Below are 16000 nucleotides of genomic sequence, written 5' to 3'. Positions count from 1 at the left end.
TCTGCAAGTTAGCAATAACTAACTAATATCCAAAAAAGATAGGGGTCATCCCCCCATCAATTTCAGCCATCCACCCGTGTAGAAAGTGCGGAACTGTTCTACATCCCGCAGAGCCTGTTCTTTCGGCATATCATGTACGACGATCTCAAAAAGTCCATTGAACATTCCGCTGGCGATGATATGGCAGAGAGACTGACTCAGTTCCGGAAGAGTTTGCCCCAAACGTCGGAGAACATCCATGTAGCGGAGCGTATACTCCACCTCCACTTCTACCATGTTGTGGACAAAGTGTTCATAACTGGTTCCCTCCGATCTGCAGAGCAGCAGTTTAACCGGTTCCCGATGCTGACAGATATAATCCACCATCCACCTTACACAGGCTCCAGACGCATTCCCCATGCAAGTAGCCTGTTCTTCTTCAGGCAACTCGGCAAAAGAGGACTGGGCTTCCATAAACTTTCCCATAAGGGCAACGGCGTGGGGCTCTACAAGGGCGTTGAAAAGAGCTTCTTTGCTGGAGAAATATCCATAGAAAGCACCAGTGGTTACACCGGCGTTTTTCACAATCTGGCGCAGGGAGGCACCTTGAAAGCCTTTTTCTAGAAATTCTTGCATAGCAGCCTCCTGGATGCTCTCAAGAGTGCCAGTTGATTTTTCTTCCATAATATTCTCCTTATAACACCGTTATGTAACACTGCTATAATACATCTCTTTTAATATGCTGTCAAGACGACCGAAAACATTCTGCAAGTGCTATGGAAATATTTCTTTTAGATCCAGGTGAACAGTCAGTCATCAAGGGGAGGAGCAGGAACATTACCATTTTGCGCAAGGATGGCGGATATATCGGTGAAGTACCAAAAAGGGGTTCGCTTTTCAAGGCAGTCAATTTTGATACAATTATATGGCATGGTACTTAGCACTATCAACATAAGCGTGATGGAATGATTCAGTGGTAGCGTCAATTGAACTGTGTTAAAAAATACAGACAAAACTTTTTAATAGTTTAACTAATTTAAAAGAATTCCTTGACAGTTGATAAAGACGAATGATAGAATTTGTGCCAGCAGGTTAGCGTATGCTAACCTGCTGGGGATATGATTATATTTATGGAGGATTTATAAATGAAAAAGAAAGTACTATCCATTGTACTTGGTGTTGCAACCTTAGCAGGGATTTTTTCCGGATGTGCAAATTCCACATCTACCATCACACAGGCAGACAGCAGCCAGCAAGCGTCAAGCATCACCGAAAACTCCACCCCGGATGCCGAAGGCGCATATCCAATCACAATTTCTCACGCCTACGGAGAAACCGTGATTGAAAGCAAACCAGAGAACATCGTAACTTTGGAATGGGGCAATCAGGATACTGTTTTGGCGCTTGGAGTCGTGCCAGTCGGTGTTTCGGCAGCTAATTACGGCTATATAACAGAGCATCACCTTCATGAGTGGACCGACCAGGCATTTGCTAAACTGGGCGAAAACTCCCCCAATGTCTTTGATGACACTGACGGATTTGACTACGAAGCAATCAGCGATGCTGCACCCGATGTGATTCTTGCAGCATATTCCGGCATGACCGAAGAGGAATACGAAACGCTTTCTGCTATTGCACCAGTTGTTCCTTTCAAAGAAGTAGCATGGAAAACCAACTGGAGAGAACAGACCCTGCAGAACGCAGAGGGTATGGGCATGAAGGCGGAAGGCGAGGCATTGGTTGCCGATGTTGAAGAATTGATTGCAAAAAAAATCAGCGAACACCCCGAATTTTCGGGAATCAACGCCGGATTCTTCTGGATTGATGCAAACGACTTCAGCACCTTTTACGCTTATCTTCCCGCAGACCCCAGAGCCTCATATCTGCAGGATCTTGGGTTTCAACTGCCCAACAGCATCAAGGAGTTAGCAAACGGCAGTTCGGAGTTTTCGATTGTACTCAGCCGAGAAAATGTAGAAACTCTCTCGGATATTGACTTGATGGTTATGTACGGTGACGAGGCTTTATTGCAGGCGTTGCAGGAAGATGCCTTGATGTCGGAAATTCCTGCTATTAAAAATGGCGCTGTAGTGCTCATAGATAGTTCTTCCCGTCTTGCAGCATCCACAACACCGACCATTTTGTCTATTCCGGCAACCATTGACGAATATCTTGCTGTTTTGGCACAAGCTTGTGAGAAAGTGAAATGAGTAAAAGAAAAAGCCCGGTTATTTTATTCATGATGATAGTCCTTTTGCTTTTTTGTGCGATCGTATCGCTTGCCTACGGAGTAAAATCCGTAGGCATTCGCAGCGTTATAGGCGCATTTTTTTCAAATGATGCCCCATTATTAGAGGTCAATATTGTCAGCGCTCGCATACCAAGAACAATATTCGGCATCCTTGCTGGTGCAGCACTTGGTGTTTCAGGGCTGCTGATGCAGTCGATTACCCGAAATCCCATTGCTGACCCAAGTATATTGGGCGTAAATACTGGTGCATCTCTTTTTGTTGTATGTGGCATCGCTTATCTGCATATCAACAATGCAAACCACTACATTTGGTTAGCATTCAGTGGAGCTTCACTTGCAGCACTTGTTGTGTACGGGCTTGCCTCCATTGGTTGCGGGGGGGCAACGCCTATCCGGCTGGCTTTGGCCGGTGCCGCTGCCTCAACAGCGCTACAGTCCCTTGTCAATACAGTCATGTTACCGAACTCACAGGTTATGGATCAGTTCCGCTTTTGGCAGGTTGGCAGCATTGGAGGTGCATCTTTTGAGGATATCCGGGTGGTGTTGCCCTATCTGATAGGAGGATTTTTGTTGGCGTTTTTACTTGTGCCATCGTTAAACGCTATGGCGCTGGGCGATGACATGGCTACCGGACTTGGCGTGAATGTTGCATTGGTTCGTGCACTGGCGGCGTTTAGCGGTGTACTTCTATGTGCATCGGTCACAGCACTTGCAGGGCCTATCAGCTTTGTTGGTCTTATGGTCCCGCATTTGGTTCGTATGCTTGCTGGCCCTGACCTAAAAAGGATTATGCCGTTATCAATGCTTTGTGGGGCTTGTGTACTCTTATTGTCTGATGTTCTCGGGAGAATTGCCGGAAAGCCCGGTGAACTGGAATCCGGGATCATCACATCCTTGATTGGTGCCCCTGTTTTTGTTGCAATTATTCGAAGGGTAAAGGTGCGTTCTTTATGACCGATAAAAGCATACCTGTGATTGGATACTATAAAAGAAAAAAACGATACTACATCACGGTGTTCGTGTTGCTTATATTGGTACTTATGCTTGCCTGTACGATGATGATTTATGGAAACACAATATATTCCCCCCAAATAGTTTTGGAAGTGCTAAAAAGCAACGAAACAAAAGGGGCCGCATTCACCATAAAAACGCTTCGGTTACCCCGTATGTTTGCAGCTCTCTTTTGCGGAATATCTTTTGGCCTGGCTGGCAATACCTTTCAGAAACTGCTTGGAAATCCCCTTGCCAGCCCGGATATCATTGGTATCACTTCTGGGGCAAGCGTTGCTGCGGTATTCGGTATCCTCGTATTAAAATTGAATAGTAGTATTGTATCAGTTTTAGCGGTTATATCGGGATTGCTCGTTGCTTCTACTATCTATTTTTTAGCACACGACAACCGTTTCTCCAACGAAAAATTGATCCTTACTGGAATCGGGATACAAGCTTTTTTAAATGCTCTCATTTCATGGATGTTGCTGAAAGCGTCCGAATATGATGTGTCTAGCGCATTAAGGTGGCTTAGCGGGAGTTTGAACGGAGTAACTTTAGAGCAAATTCCACCACTTGCAGTGGTGGTGTGCATCGCATTTGGGGCCATGTTACTTTTGAATCGGCATTTGGAAATCCTGCAACTGGGAGACTCCCATGCAAAAGTGTTGGGGTTGAACATCACAGCGGTGCGGCTTGGATTGATTTTATGTTCGCTGCTTTTGATTGCATTTGCCACTTCTGTAACGGGACCGATTGCATCCGTAGCATTTCTATCGGGACCAATCGCATCCAAAATGTGTAGAGGAAAGAACAATCTCATTACTTCAGCATTGATTGGGGCGATTCTTGTTATGATTTCGGACATGATCGGGCAATATGCCTTTCCCTCTCGTTATCCTGTAGGCGTTATTACAGGAATTCTCGGTGCCCCATACCTGATTTGCCTTCTTGTTCGCATAAATAGAAAAGACATTTAAGAAACGCTGTTTTTAACAAACGAATCGGATATTTGCAAAAATAGGAGTCTTACAAGATGAAGTCTCATACATTGATGGTCGAACATTTGGATGTTGGATATTCCGATAAAACGATTATTTCCAATGTAAGCCTGGCCATTCCTCAAAATAAAATCAGCGTCATTCTTGGCGCAAACGGGTGTGGAAAGTCAACTCTTCTGAAAACTATTTCCAGACTTTTAATGCCTCAAAAAGGGCAAATTATATTGGACGGGAAATCCATATCAAAAATTCCACCCAGACAATTGGCAAAAACGCTGGGGCTTTTGCCGCAATCACCAATAGTCCCGGAAGGTATTCAGGTGATGGACCTTATATGTCGGGGGCGTTTCCCATATCGCCAGTTTTTAAAAAGTATGACAAAAGAAGACTTTAATTCTGTGAACGAAGCAATGGAAATTATGGGAATCACAGACCTCGCAGATAGAGCCGTAGACGAATTATCCGGCGGTCAACGGCAACGGGTGTGGATTGCATTGTCATTGGCTCAACAAACGGATATCTTGTTGCTGGATGAACCAACCACTTTTCTGGATATCGCCTATCAGGTCGAAATTCTGGATATGCTAACCGATCTTAATCGAAGGCATCAAACCACCATTGTCATGGTATTACATGATATCAATTTGTCGGCACGCTATGCAGACCATTTGTTTGCCATGAAAAATGGTCAACTTATAGCTCATGGCATTCCATCTGAAATCATTACCCCTAAGTTGATGAAAAATGTATACGGTTTGGATTGCGAAGTAATCAGTGATCCTGTATCTCATGCGCCAATGATTCTTCCAAAAGGAAGACATCATGTGTTCTCTGACAACTGATTACGGAAATGACTAGGCGTAATGCCACGTCAGATTTAAATATATTTGCAAACGCGGCCGAGCTTTTGCGAGCCAATTTCAACAACAATCTCGATAATCGTATAATCTGTGTTGCAGAATAATCTGGTAGAAATGAAGGAGCTTGCATCCCTTGTGATTCTATCACGCACCTTAATTGATCTTCTCGGTATCGTTCTGCGTTATCTTTGCTTTTCCTATATGGATAGGTATAACGGGCGTCTTTGTCTTCGTCAGATGTAGGAAATGAAATTTCTTTACTGCTTAAAAAATATGCCAAGAATTCGTGACAAAGTGCTTTTTTGCAGGACTGACGCCATTCTCTTTTGCTTCAAAAATCATATAAACGCTGCTCATAGAATAGGTTTCATGAGCAGCGTTTTTGTGTTGGGTAGCTTGAGCGAGCGACAACCACCAGCTAAGCTGGTGGAATAAAAACGGCTTTAGCCCTAGACAAAGAGAAACCTCCCCGTAGAATAGAGTGTGGGTTTGCCAACCACATTCTAGGAACAGAGAGGTTTATCTTTGAAATGAAAAATAGCAAAGACTAGGAAAGAACAAAAAGAAAATCCAAGAGTACATTAAAAATCAACTGCAACAGGACCAGATTGCCGATCAGTTGAGCCTTAAGGAGTTCGTGGACCCGTTTACGGGTAGCAAGGAAACTAAGGCGTAAATAAAAGGGCCCCTTGAGGGGCCTGCCACGAGACAGGAATGCAGTTGGCAGACCCATTCGTGGCCCCTTAAGGGGCTTTGCTAGTATTATGCCCTTCTAGGGCTTACTCAAGCCACCGGCTCAGCCGGTGGTTTTGACTCTAAATGATGATATTGGGAAAAAATACCCTTAACAAATCTCGTTCCATTGCGGTGTCGTATCACTTTATGCTAATGGATACGGTAAAGTGAGACCACAATCATTGAGCGGTATCGCCGTTGTGAAAGCAGCGTTCAAGAAGTTCTCATTGCAATGTATCTGGCAGGAGTATCTATGCGGCATGTGGAGAGATATTACCGAGGCCCTATGGACAAGCGAAGTATCGCTTAGACTATCAGAAAACTGAACAAGAAAGTGTACGTCTATGTTGAGGAACGAGAGGAACCATACTCTGCAAAGCGGACGTTGTCCCATGTCTATGTGTATGGGATCTACCTGGGCCGCAACTGGGGCGGAGAGTTTGAAAATGTAGGCATGGGGGTAAACTAGGATGGCTATCGCGAGATTCTTGCGCAGCCGAGAGAGAGATGACAAGGCCGGCTGGATCCGATTTCTTCCAGTGGGTGCGTGGCCGAGGTCTAAATGAAGTCAAACTGGTAGTTGAAGACAAGTGCCTTCATGCTAATAGGCAATACAAATATATCTGCCGGATATTTTTGACGAAATTCTGTGATATTCATTGTTGCTTCCTCACTTTAACAATTTCAGCTGTATCATTTTCACCATGCGCAAAGCATCAGAAACTGTCATGCTGATTTTTGTAGACAATTTCAGACCATTCCTGGGGATGTGGTAATAGTATGGTTCCTCCGCAAGAACCTTGACTTTACCGCCGATTTTTTTGGTCAGCTCCGTTGCCGAATCTACATAGAAAAACATCTGCGCATCGGCATGGCCCAACTGCTTCATGTATTTTTTTTGCATCATAGCCATGCCGCTTTTGTTTACAGTATCAAAAATAAGCGTTATCTCTCCATATTGCTGCAGTGTTTGCAACAGGCATACAACCTTGGCCTCCTCAAAATAATGGAACAGCCCCCCGGCAGTGACCAGAATCGGCGCATTTGGTACATCGGCGCGAACTTGTCTGATCCAGTCCTCTGCAAAGGCGTCTCCGGCAAGGTAGGTTTCCCTCTCCGGCTCCGGCAGCAGCTTCCGTCGATATTCCATCACATGAGGCAGATCCACAGCATACCAGTGTGTATGCCCGTTGTCACAGCGATAATAAGCTGTCTCCAGGCCGCAGCCGAGTTGAACAATCGCGCCGTCCGGACTGCGCTCCAGAAAGGCCTGAACGGTTCGATCCATATTGGAGGATCGGACGGCGGAGGCCAGCAAGGTATACTGGCTCTGCCGTCCAGCCTTCAGCAGGCTGGACGGCAGCTTTTCCTTCAGCTCCAGCGCCTTTTGGTCGAATAAGATCTGCTGGCAATGCTCACTGGCATAGATTCTTCCCAGCATAGGGACAAACAGTGTGTCCTCAACAATACCCAACTTAGACATGGTTATCCTCCTGTTTAAGTTTTGATGAATTCTGTAATTAATTTGAATATTCATCCGTCCGCGCCAAATGCCCGCCGGTCCGGTCCATCACCGCCGTGAATTAGGCGACAGATCAACCTGATTACGCTTTGTAAGCCGGAGAGAAGGTGGTACCACTCTTGACCGTAAAAGTTACTGTGGAACAGAGCCAACGAGTGCTGTAAGCATCATAAAGATTTTCCTCTCAAAACAAAGAGAGCAAACAGCCATCGATGAGCGCAACAAGCAGAAACATCACAATTCCACGCAGAAAAGATGAAATGTGCTTTCCCGGATCAGCGTACAGCTCCGGCTGATTTTCCGTGCCGGTGAACCGCACTCGCTGGGTGTGTCGCCACCAGATTAGGTCGATTACTAATAAATCAAACAGATTCAGCGCCTGCCCCAAAAGCAAGGCGTTTAAAAAGTTTCCTGCAAAGTTTTCCTGGCGAGTAAAAATTCCCAGCGCAAACAGTAGAAAGCTAAACAGCAGCAGATTGTTTGTGAAGACGGCCACAGGACTCCGTTGCAGAATTTTTTTTGCCAGCTCCGGACGGGTGGATACAATCTTCTGCACTGCACGCGGATAAGACGAGAAATTACGGATGTTTTTCTCATCGCTCCCGGTACCAAGCCAGCAAACGCCCCAAAACACGATACACAGGAAAACGCCTTCGATCAGTAGTATTTGAATCATCTCCATTTCCATCTTCAGAATGATCATTGCCGCTCGTCGGCAAAAGCCCAAGACCTCCCGAACGGTGTCAAAAAACAGTACATCCGGATATCTTGTGCGCCTCAATTCTTACAGTTCACCAAAATATATTGAGAAGCAGCCCCAGTCCCGCTTGAGCCACTGCCAGGATGGGACACATCAAAAACGGCCATTGAAGAAGGTGCTCCGGCAGAGCGTAATTCCTCATCCAGTTTTTGAATGTATAATCAGGATGTCCCTCCGTACCGGGAATGACAAACCGGTGTTTTGCCTTCTTTTGGATCAGCCAGAAATCCAGGAAGAGCAGATCACAGAAATTGACCATCATCCACTGGATATACCCGGTCAGGGTCAGATGCCAGAATCCTGTTGTCCCGCCATCCAAAGTACTAATCGCACCATAAATAAGAAGGGGCAGAAGTTCTCCGAAACAGATCCAAAGCCAGTAAGAACGTTTTTCTGTCGCGGTAGGCGGCTCTTTCGCCGCCTTGATGATGGCGGGGGGATAACAAGGGAACATCAGCCTGGGACAATACAGTGCTGTCAACCCGGCAAGCAGGTTAAAGTAAGCTGCCATAGAGCAACACCAAAGGCATGGAACATTACATAGTCCAGATTGCACATGTAAGGAAGATACTCCATGTAGCCTCTCGCTTTGCAAAACTCATAGATGGGGCAAACCTGGTTGTGATAGATGACGGGGTACTCTTCTGTGGGGGTCATGGTCTGTGTTACAAAGCCTCCTGGATTTCTTGCGGCGTTTTCCGCATTCTTTCTGTCTTTTCGACGCAAGGCATTGTTGACAAGACCGGGGCAATGGTTGAACACTCCGCCAATCAGCCGGCGCAACGGTCGGGGAACTCTGTCAAAGTACCGCTCATAGAGGGTGGTGGACAAACGTCCCCAGTCTTGGATGGAGAGACCGTATCGTTTTCCCACAACACCAATGGCAATAAAGAACATACAGCCAGTTAGATTTTTGGTGCCGCTGCTTCTGTCGCCGCCGATAAAAGGAAAATGCTCCAGCATCTCCTGCTCGTAATACTCCCAAACCTCAGCGAAAATCTGGGGATAAGGCTTTCGGAAAATCTCCTCCAGTTCAGGCTTGATAAGTTTCAGATAATTGTTCATTTCCCGCTGAAGTTTATTCTTGCTTTTTTGATAATACGCATGCATATTACCGCCTCCGTATCCCTGTATAGTACCGCGACATCTTCAACTGGTGGTTGCCCATTGCTAACTGATTTTACTATACTGCATTCTTGCGTTGCAATCAATCGCTTTGTTGAGTTTTTGTCACCAAGAACAAGTGGGGATTTTTTCGACAGGGGCCTTTGTAATGGATGACTGCTGTCGCTCACCACCGGATATTTTTATTATAAAACGGATGGTATCTGTCCAGTAATTTTCAATAAATTCATCGCAGTGAGTGGTTTGGGTGCGTTTTTTCCGATTTCGCTGTGACCGCAACGACAGAAGTCGTCAAATCCAACTTAAAGTATACATATGTCTTGTTAGTTCGTTTGTGGGAACAGGGGTAGAGCAACGGATGGTTGCTTTGCTTTTGGCTCCTGCTGTGGTACAATCCAGGTAAGGTGGTGATTGACATGGATACAAAAGAAATTCTTCTGGAACTACGCACTAACCACGGACTCTCCCAAGAGCAGCTGGCGCAGCAGGTCCATGTGACCCGACAGGCGGTTTCCCGTTGGGAGACTGGCGAAACAGTGCCCAATACAGAAACTCTGAAGCTGCTTTCCAGGCTGTTTGATGTGTCCATTAATACGCTGTTGGGCTCGCCTCGACAGTTGGTCTGTCAATGCTGCGGCATGCCGCTGGAGGACACCAACATTAGTCGGGAGCCGGATGGTTCCTTCAATGAAACATACTGTAAGTGGTGCTATGCAGACGGAAAATTTGTTTACACAAGCCTTAACGAACTACTGAATTTCCTGGAGAGTCATATGTCCAATGAGACATGGTCACCGGACCAGGTCAGAGTCTATTTAGAAGAGCGGCTGTCGAAGTTGAGCCATTGGAAAAAGCCAGAGACATGAACATTCCTATGAGGAAAATACGATATCATTGGTGTGAAAATACAGAAGCGCAGGCATTAGGGGGACAATGTCTGCGCTTCTGTATTTGCGTTAAAGTTATTGTTTTATAGCCCTGAACACAGCAGAAAAGCAATTTGTCAGGAAAGCATTTTATTCACAGCAGTCTCCAAACGATGTAGAATCATTGGGACGCTTCGTTCGCGTTGCTTTCATGCTTATGACAACACTTTCGGCAACCGTGATTTCCATCGTGCCCACAGCGGCAGTGACCATCAGGATTAAAGGGGTCAAAATGAAACAAATCCACTTTTTCCGCAGGAACCGGAATATTGACCATGGGGATACCTTTGTATTCAAACATATAAACACTCCTTACTTATAACTCATAGTATTTTTGCTCTGAAACTAAAGTTATGCTTGAGCTTAGATAAAGGATAGCTGTTATTGGATCAAGCACATAATTTGTAAAACTGTATGCTTCACGGTAGGACTTTTACAAAAACAGTAATAGACTGATCGCCATAACGACCATGCCTGAAATAAGACCGTAGAGAGATAGATGGTGCTCGCCATATTCCCGGGCAGCCGGAAGAAGTTCATCAAAGGAAATAAACACCATGATACCTGCTACGCCGGCAAACAGGATCCCAAATACAGAGGCACTCATAACGGGGCACAGAACCAGCCAGCCAAGAAGAGCGCCTAAGGGCTCTGCGAGTCCTGAAAGGAAAGAATAATAAAAGGCCTTTTGCCGTGAACCTGTGGCCTGATAAATGGGAACGGACACTGCGATTCCCTCCGGAATATTATGAATTGCAATGGCTACAACAATGGGGATGGCTACTTTTGGTTCCTGCAAAGCCGAAACGAATGTGGCAAGGCCTTCCGGGAAGTTGTGTATAGCGATTGCAAGCGCAGTGAAAACACCCATACGCATCAAACGCTCAGGCTGTATGGAACCCGTCTCCGAGTCCTCCATGAGTCTTACTTCGTGTGGATTTTCTGCAGCTGGAATCAGTTTGTCGATTATCGCAATCACCAGCATACCGCCAAAAAAAGCTGCAACCGTTATCCAGCTGCCTAGTCGAGTGCCCATCTCGGTGATCAGTGCATCCTGTGCTTTGAAAAATATCTCGATCAATGAGACGTAAATCATGACACCAGCAGAGAAGCCCAGAGAAATCGACAAGAACTTGCGATTGGTGTGTCGGCTGAGGAATGCGATGCAGCTGCCGATTCCGGTACTAAGTCCAGCTAGCAGCGTAAGAAAAAGGGCGAGTAAAACGGTATGATCCAAAGAATACCTCCTTCAAGCTGGTTAGGCATGACTAACTAACTTGATTTTATCACTTTGAATATAGCATGTCAATGGTTGACATTTACAAAACGGGATATGTTTAAATGTATTTGCGATCTTATCTGTTCCTTTGCAGGATAAGAACAAGGTGGTCTCAGCATAAAAGACTCTATCAGATGAAATTCACAGAGCGATTTTATTGACAATGAAATGAAGATGACATATCATATTGCATATACCCCTAATGGTATGGAGGTGTATCTATGAGACAATGTATGGACGCAGAAAACTTACACCGTCGCTTAAAGAAAATTATCGGGCAAGTTCAGGCAATTGACAGAATGGTCGATGAAGATGTGGCCTGCGAGGATATTCTCTCCCAGATCAATGCGGCGAAATCCGCTTTGCATCGAGTTGGCCAAGTCGTTCTGGAGGGACATATCAAGCATTGTGTTCGAGATGGCATTGAGCACGGTGACGCAGATAAAACAATCGAAAACTTCACAAAAGCAGTCGAGCGTTTTGCTAATATGAGATAAAATTAGACAGCGGCCGTCATAGGTCGCTATTTTTATTTTCCCTTGACAAACCTATACCCCTATACGTATAATGGCGTTATACCCCGGTAGGTATGGAAAGAAGGTATACTATGAAGGCGTTGATAGAAAAACTGGAAGGATTTCTGGAGTGGGGAGGAATCACTAAAGATATTATCTGTTTGCTGCTTGGCGGGGCCTCTCTGGTTGTCAGCATTTTTGATCTTATACCCCTTCCTTTTGATGCAGCCTGGATAGCAATCATCCTGTGTGGGCTTCCTATTATTTTGGAGGCTATTATCGGACTTGTTACCGCCTTTGATATCAAAGCAGATGTTCTTGTATCCCTTGCTCTTGTTGCATCTGTTTTGATTGGGGAAAATTTTGCGGCTGGCGAGGTTGCCTTTATCATGCAGTTGGGCGCATTGCTGGAAGAGTTAACGGTTTCCAAAGCCAGAGCAGGGATTGAGAAACTGATTCATCTTACTCCACGGACAGCAAGAGTCCTAACTGAGAACGGGGCGAAGATAATCCCGGCCGAACGGGTAGTGGTCGGTGATAGAATTCGTGTTTTACCAGGAGAAACGATTCCTGTGGACGGTGTAATCGTGTCTGGGCAGACCTCTATTAATCAGGCGATTATGACAGGAGAATCCCTGCCTGTTGATAAAGTTATTGGCGATGAGGTTTCTTCCGGTACTGTTAATCAGTTTGGAGCGTTTGAAATGAAAGCGACCAAGGTTGGTGATGACAGCTCCATTCAGAGAATGATCCGATTGGTACAGTCGGCGGATGCGGAGAAAGCCAAAATTGTTGGGCTGGCAGATCGATGGGCGACTTGGATTGTTGTCATTGCACTGAGTGCCGCTGCACTGACCTGGTTCTTTACTGGAGAAATTATTCGTGCGGTAACTATTTTGGTTGTGTTCTGTCCGTGCGCGCTAGTACTGGCTACGCCTACAGCGATTATGGCTTCCATCGGCAATGCCACGAAGCATGGATTTTTGGTGCGGGAAGGAGATGCTTTGGAACGCCTTGCCAACGTATCTAAGATCACCTTTGACAAAACCGGAACCCTGACATGTGGAACTCCGAAGGTTACGGCAGTGGATAGTGTTTCGGATTTTACCCAGCAGGAAGTTTATGCTTATGCTGCCGCCGCTGAACAGCTTTCCGAGCATCCCCTGGGGAAAGCGATTGCTTCCTGCTATAAGAAGCAATCGAATGCTGTTATAGCACTGGCGGAGCAATTTACTATGCTCCCTGGCGAAGGAGTGACAGCACTCGTAAATGGAAAGACTGTAAAAGCTGGTAATCTAAAGTTGCTGAAGGATGTTCCGATTTCTCATTTTGTCGCTGCAGCGGTGGGAAAATATCTTCTGGAAGGCGGGACAGTTATTTATGTTTCCGTTGACGAAATCCTGGCGGGTTACATTGTATTGTCTGATACGGTGCGACAGGAATGCGCCAGTATGGTTCGTGAAATTTGTGAATTGGGTATTCAGCCTGTGCTTCTTACTGGAGACCATCCAAATGCAGCCAATGTAATCGGCAGACAGGTGGGGATTCAGGAAATCCACGCAAATTGTTTGCCGGAGGACAAATTGAAACAGATCGGAGAGTTTCAAGCGGCCGGAAATGACGTGTGCATGATTGGGGATGGCATCAATGATGCGCCGGCACTCAAAAAGGCCAATGTGGGAATTGCCATGGGAGGAATAGGAAGCGATATTGCAGTGGATGCCGCAGATATCGCGTTGGTGGATGACGAGATAAAAGAGCTTCCTCATTTACTGGCACTGTCCAAGAAGATGATGAAAACAATCAAATTGAATCTTGCCTTCTCTATGGGGTTAAACTTTCTGGCAATTACCCTGGCTATTACTGGTATACTAGGGCCGGTTGTCGGTGCATTGGTTCACAATGCTGGATCTGTTGTTGTGATTGCCAATTCTGCATTACTGCTTCGATGGAAGAAATCTTAATAAAAAGAGACTGTCTGCTAGTAAAGTGTTCTGAAATTATCGGCTCTGGATTGTGAGAGGGAAGATACGTGACGAAATATCGAGCGGTTTGTCTCTTGCAGCCAGAGAGATAGCGAATGGATGAGTTGTTACCTGAGAGAATACAATAAAAGAAGTCGGACGGCGGTTATGCTGTCCGACTTCTTTTATTGCTTTGGGTAGCTTGAGCGAGCGACAACCACCAGCTAAGCTGGTGGAATAAAAACGGCTTTAGCCCTAGACAAAGAGAAACCTCCCCGTAGAATAGAGTGTGGGTTTGCCAACCACATTCTAGGAACAGAGAGGTTTATCTTTGAAATGAAAAATATCAAAGACGTAGATAGTTTAAGCCATACGACATGGAGATGTCAATACCATGTAGTGTTTGCACCGAAATATCGGAGAATGGTGATTTATGGCCAAATCAAAAAAGATATTGGTCAGATACTTCGCAAACTATGCGAGCAAAAGGATATTGAAATAATTGAAGCAGAGGCCTGCCCGGACCATATCCATATGCTGATAAGTTTTTCGCCGAAGTACAGCATTTCTTACGTTATGGGATATCTCAAGGGAAAGAGCAGCCTCATGATTTTCGACAGACATGCGAATTTAAAGTACAAGTATGGAAATCGGCATTTCTGGGCCAGGGGATACTTCGTGGATACGGTAGGAAAGAACAAAAAGAAAATCCAAGAGTACATTAAAAATCAACTGCAACAGGACCAGATTGCCGATCAGTTGAGCCTTAAGGAGTTCGTGGACCCGTTTACGGGTAGCAAGGAAACTAAGGCGTAAATAAAAGGGCCCCTTGAGGGGCCTGCCACGAGACAGGAATGCAGTTGGCAGACCCATTCGTGGCCCCTTAAGGGGCTTTGCTAGTATTATGCCCTTCTAGGGCTTACTCAAGCCACCGGCTCAGCCGGTGGTTTTGACTATTTTAACGAATGGTACCGGTGAGTTTTATTAAATTCATAAATCGACCGCGATCAGCTTCAAGCATTAAACGGTCCTCAGCGGCGTATGGGTTGTCACAGGTAAGCCAGTCATTCCATGCACAGGAAAAACAATCCATTTCGCTGATATTAAAGTTTTCGAGGTGTGCTTCAAATTTAGGCTTCCACCAGTCAATGGAATGCCACATTTGTAATGCGTCGTTATCCCATAGTAGCTTCATTTCTTCTGGAATATTCTCATGGAGTTCTTTTTTTATGCCGGGAAAAGCGAATGCTACCATAGCTCCCTTTTTTAAAGTGGGCTTCAGTATCTTTTCAAAATAAGTATTGTTGTTACCGAAATAATGGTAGGAATCTATACTGACCACTGCGTCAAAAAAGTTTTCCGCAAATGGAAGTTTGGTGGCATCGAGTTGCAACGGAATCGTCCGTTGCGCTACGCCTTTTTTCTGGAATCTGACATAATTATCGCTGGATGAAATCCATAAATCGACGGCAAAGACTTCGGCTTCATATTTTTGGGCTAAAAATATGGAGGAAAGACCTCGGCCACATCCTAAATCCAGAATTCGCATTCCTTTTTTATGGGCAAATTGCACGTGAGTTCCTCGGCGAGTGCCCAGGCGTTTGGGCCCATCATATTTTCACGTAAAAAGGAATGAGTGATGTTCATGGGCTATTCCTTCGCCTTTTTTTCCAAAGACTGCTTCACGTGTTGCTGAATTGCAGAAAAGGATGCTGCACTGATCACATGTTCGATTCGACATGCATCTTCCGTTGCTGTTTTTTCATCTACACCTAAGCGCATCAGCATCTCAGAAAGGACGGTATGACGCGTGTACATCGTTTGCGCAATCTCCAGACCGGTTTTCGTCAATTTGATTGCACCATCTGAATCCACCAGAACATATCCGTCTTTCTTCAGAATGGACAGAGCTCTGCTGACGCTGGGTTTCGAGTATTCCAAATGCTCCCCAACATCAATGGCGCGCACAAGGCTTTTTGTTTTTGAGAGAATATAAATCGTTTCCAGATACATTTGACCGGATTCATGAATCGCCATAGGGACCCCCCCCTGTCTGTGTGTTGATCAAATTTTTTTATTATACCACAAACAGC

General features: G+C 45.5%; 17 protein-coding genes and 2 pseudogenes. 10 read left to right on the top strand and 9 right to left on the bottom strand.

The annotated features are described in order from the left end of the window. Positions 1-45: 45 nt before the first annotated feature. Positions 46-663: a TetR/AcrR family transcriptional regulator gene (locus ACESYO_RS09890; RefSeq protein ID WP_058964366.1), complete on the bottom strand. Its 618-nt coding sequence runs from the start codon at positions 661-663 to the stop codon at positions 46-48. A 461-nt stretch (positions 664-1124) separates the two neighbouring features. On the opposite strand from ACESYO_RS09890, the gene ACESYO_RS09885 reads away from it, so the two are divergent. From ACESYO_RS09885 to ACESYO_RS09860, 6 genes and pseudogenes are all read left to right on the top strand, one after another. Then, entirely contained in the window at positions 1125-2189 is a 1065-nt protein-coding gene (locus ACESYO_RS09885) for an iron-siderophore ABC transporter substrate-binding protein (protein WP_373209880.1), read from the top strand. Further along, complete coding sequence (locus ACESYO_RS09880; RefSeq protein ID WP_373209881.1) at positions 2186-3184, top strand: FecCD family ABC transporter permease; 999 nt, start codon at positions 2186-2188, stop codon at positions 3182-3184. The genes ACESYO_RS09885 and ACESYO_RS09880 overlap by 4 nt, the downstream gene beginning before the upstream one ends. Then, positions 3181-4200, top strand: a complete 1020-nt coding sequence (locus ACESYO_RS09875) for a FecCD family ABC transporter permease (protein WP_373209882.1) — start codon at positions 3181-3183, stop codon at positions 4198-4200. The genes ACESYO_RS09880 and ACESYO_RS09875 overlap by 4 nt, the downstream gene beginning before the upstream one ends. 56 nt (positions 4201-4256) lie before the next feature. Next, positions 4257-5063 carry an ABC transporter ATP-binding protein gene (locus tag ACESYO_RS09870; protein ID WP_373209883.1) on the top strand — a complete coding sequence of 269 codons (807 nt, stop codon included), beginning with the start codon at positions 4257-4259 and terminating at the stop codon, positions 5061-5063. Between the two features lie 565 nt (positions 5064-5628). Further along, positions 5629-5757: pseudogene (locus ACESYO_RS09865) on the top strand (IS200/IS605 family transposase); the annotation flags it as partial. Positions 5758-5985: 228 nt separating this feature from the next. Beyond that, positions 5986-6413, top strand: a pseudogene (locus ACESYO_RS09860) (transposase); the annotation flags it as partial. A 73-nt stretch (positions 6414-6486) separates the two neighbouring features. On the opposite strand, the gene ACESYO_RS09855 reads toward ACESYO_RS09860, so the two are convergent. The 4 genes from ACESYO_RS09855 to ACESYO_RS09840 form a co-directional block, all read right to left on the bottom strand. Beyond that, a complete protein-coding gene (locus ACESYO_RS09855) occupies positions 6487-7299 on the bottom strand; it encodes a class I SAM-dependent methyltransferase (RefSeq protein WP_373209884.1) in 813 nt (270 codons plus the stop codon). A 223-nt stretch (positions 7300-7522) separates the two neighbouring features. Next, a complete protein-coding gene (locus tag ACESYO_RS09850; protein ID WP_242868386.1) occupies positions 7523-8041 on the bottom strand; it encodes an ABC transporter permease in 519 nt (172 codons plus the stop codon). A gap of 88 nt (positions 8042-8129) precedes the next feature. Beyond that, positions 8130-8609: a hypothetical protein gene (locus ACESYO_RS09845; RefSeq protein WP_373209885.1), complete on the bottom strand. Its 480-nt coding sequence runs from the start codon at positions 8607-8609 to the stop codon at positions 8130-8132. Further along, positions 8576-9208 carry an L-2-amino-thiazoline-4-carboxylic acid hydrolase gene (locus ACESYO_RS09840; RefSeq protein WP_373209886.1) on the bottom strand — a complete coding sequence of 211 codons (633 nt, stop codon included), beginning with the start codon at positions 9206-9208 and terminating at the stop codon, positions 8576-8578. The genes ACESYO_RS09845 and ACESYO_RS09840 overlap by 34 nt, the downstream gene beginning before the upstream one ends. 431 nt (positions 9209-9639) lie before the next feature. Between ACESYO_RS09840 and ACESYO_RS09835 the strand changes: the two genes are divergently transcribed. Beyond that, positions 9640-10089 carry a zinc ribbon domain-containing protein gene (locus ACESYO_RS09835; protein ID WP_087181181.1) on the top strand — a complete coding sequence of 150 codons (450 nt, stop codon included), beginning with the start codon at positions 9640-9642 and terminating at the stop codon, positions 10087-10089. Positions 10090-10270: 181 nt separating this feature from the next. Here the strand turns inward: ACESYO_RS09835 and ACESYO_RS09830 are convergent, their stop codons facing one another. Together ACESYO_RS09830 and zupT are read right to left on the bottom strand one after the other, a co-directional pair. Continuing rightward, positions 10271-10450, bottom strand: coding sequence for a hypothetical protein (locus ACESYO_RS09830; RefSeq protein ID WP_132587393.1), 180 nt, complete (start codon positions 10448-10450; stop codon positions 10271-10273). Between the two features lie 132 nt (positions 10451-10582). Then, complete coding sequence (gene zupT, locus ACESYO_RS09825; protein WP_058964351.1) at positions 10583-11386, bottom strand: zinc transporter ZupT; 804 nt, start codon at positions 11384-11386, stop codon at positions 10583-10585. Positions 11387-11649: 263 nt separating this feature from the next. On the opposite strand from zupT, the gene ACESYO_RS09820 reads away from it, so the two are divergent. The 3 genes from ACESYO_RS09820 (at position 11650) to tnpA (ending at position 14723) form a co-directional block, all read left to right on the top strand. After that, positions 11650-11925, top strand: a complete 276-nt coding sequence (locus ACESYO_RS09820) for a metal-sensing transcriptional repressor (protein ID WP_058964350.1) — start codon at positions 11650-11652, stop codon at positions 11923-11925. Positions 11926-12035: 110 nt separating this feature from the next. Continuing rightward, positions 12036-13907 carry a heavy metal translocating P-type ATPase gene (locus ACESYO_RS09815; protein ID WP_373209887.1) on the top strand — a complete coding sequence of 624 codons (1872 nt, stop codon included), beginning with the start codon at positions 12036-12038 and terminating at the stop codon, positions 13905-13907. Between the two features lie 336 nt (positions 13908-14243). After that, the gene (gene tnpA / locus ACESYO_RS09810; protein ID WP_058966558.1) at positions 14244-14723 is read left to right on the top strand and encodes an IS200/IS605 family transposase; all 480 of its coding nucleotides are present in this window, start codon (positions 14244-14246) and stop codon (positions 14721-14723) included. A 142-nt stretch (positions 14724-14865) separates the two neighbouring features. Here tnpA and ACESYO_RS09805 read toward each other — a convergent pair whose 3' ends face one another. Then, positions 14866-15456: an SAM-dependent methyltransferase gene (locus tag ACESYO_RS09805; RefSeq protein WP_373209888.1), complete on the bottom strand. Its 591-nt coding sequence runs from the start codon at positions 15454-15456 to the stop codon at positions 14866-14868. Positions 15457-15557: 101 nt separating this feature from the next. Beyond that, positions 15558-15944 (bottom strand): metal-dependent transcriptional regulator, encoded by a 387-nt coding sequence (locus ACESYO_RS09800; RefSeq protein WP_058964346.1) that lies wholly within the window; start codon positions 15942-15944, stop codon positions 15558-15560. Positions 15945-16000 lie beyond the last annotated feature (56 nt).

The organism is Allofournierella massiliensis (assembly GCF_964241245.1).
Taxonomy (GTDB): Bacteria; Bacillota; Clostridia; order Oscillospirales; family Ruminococcaceae; genus Allofournierella; species Allofournierella massiliensis.
This window is presented reverse-complemented; position numbering and strand designations above follow the sequence as displayed.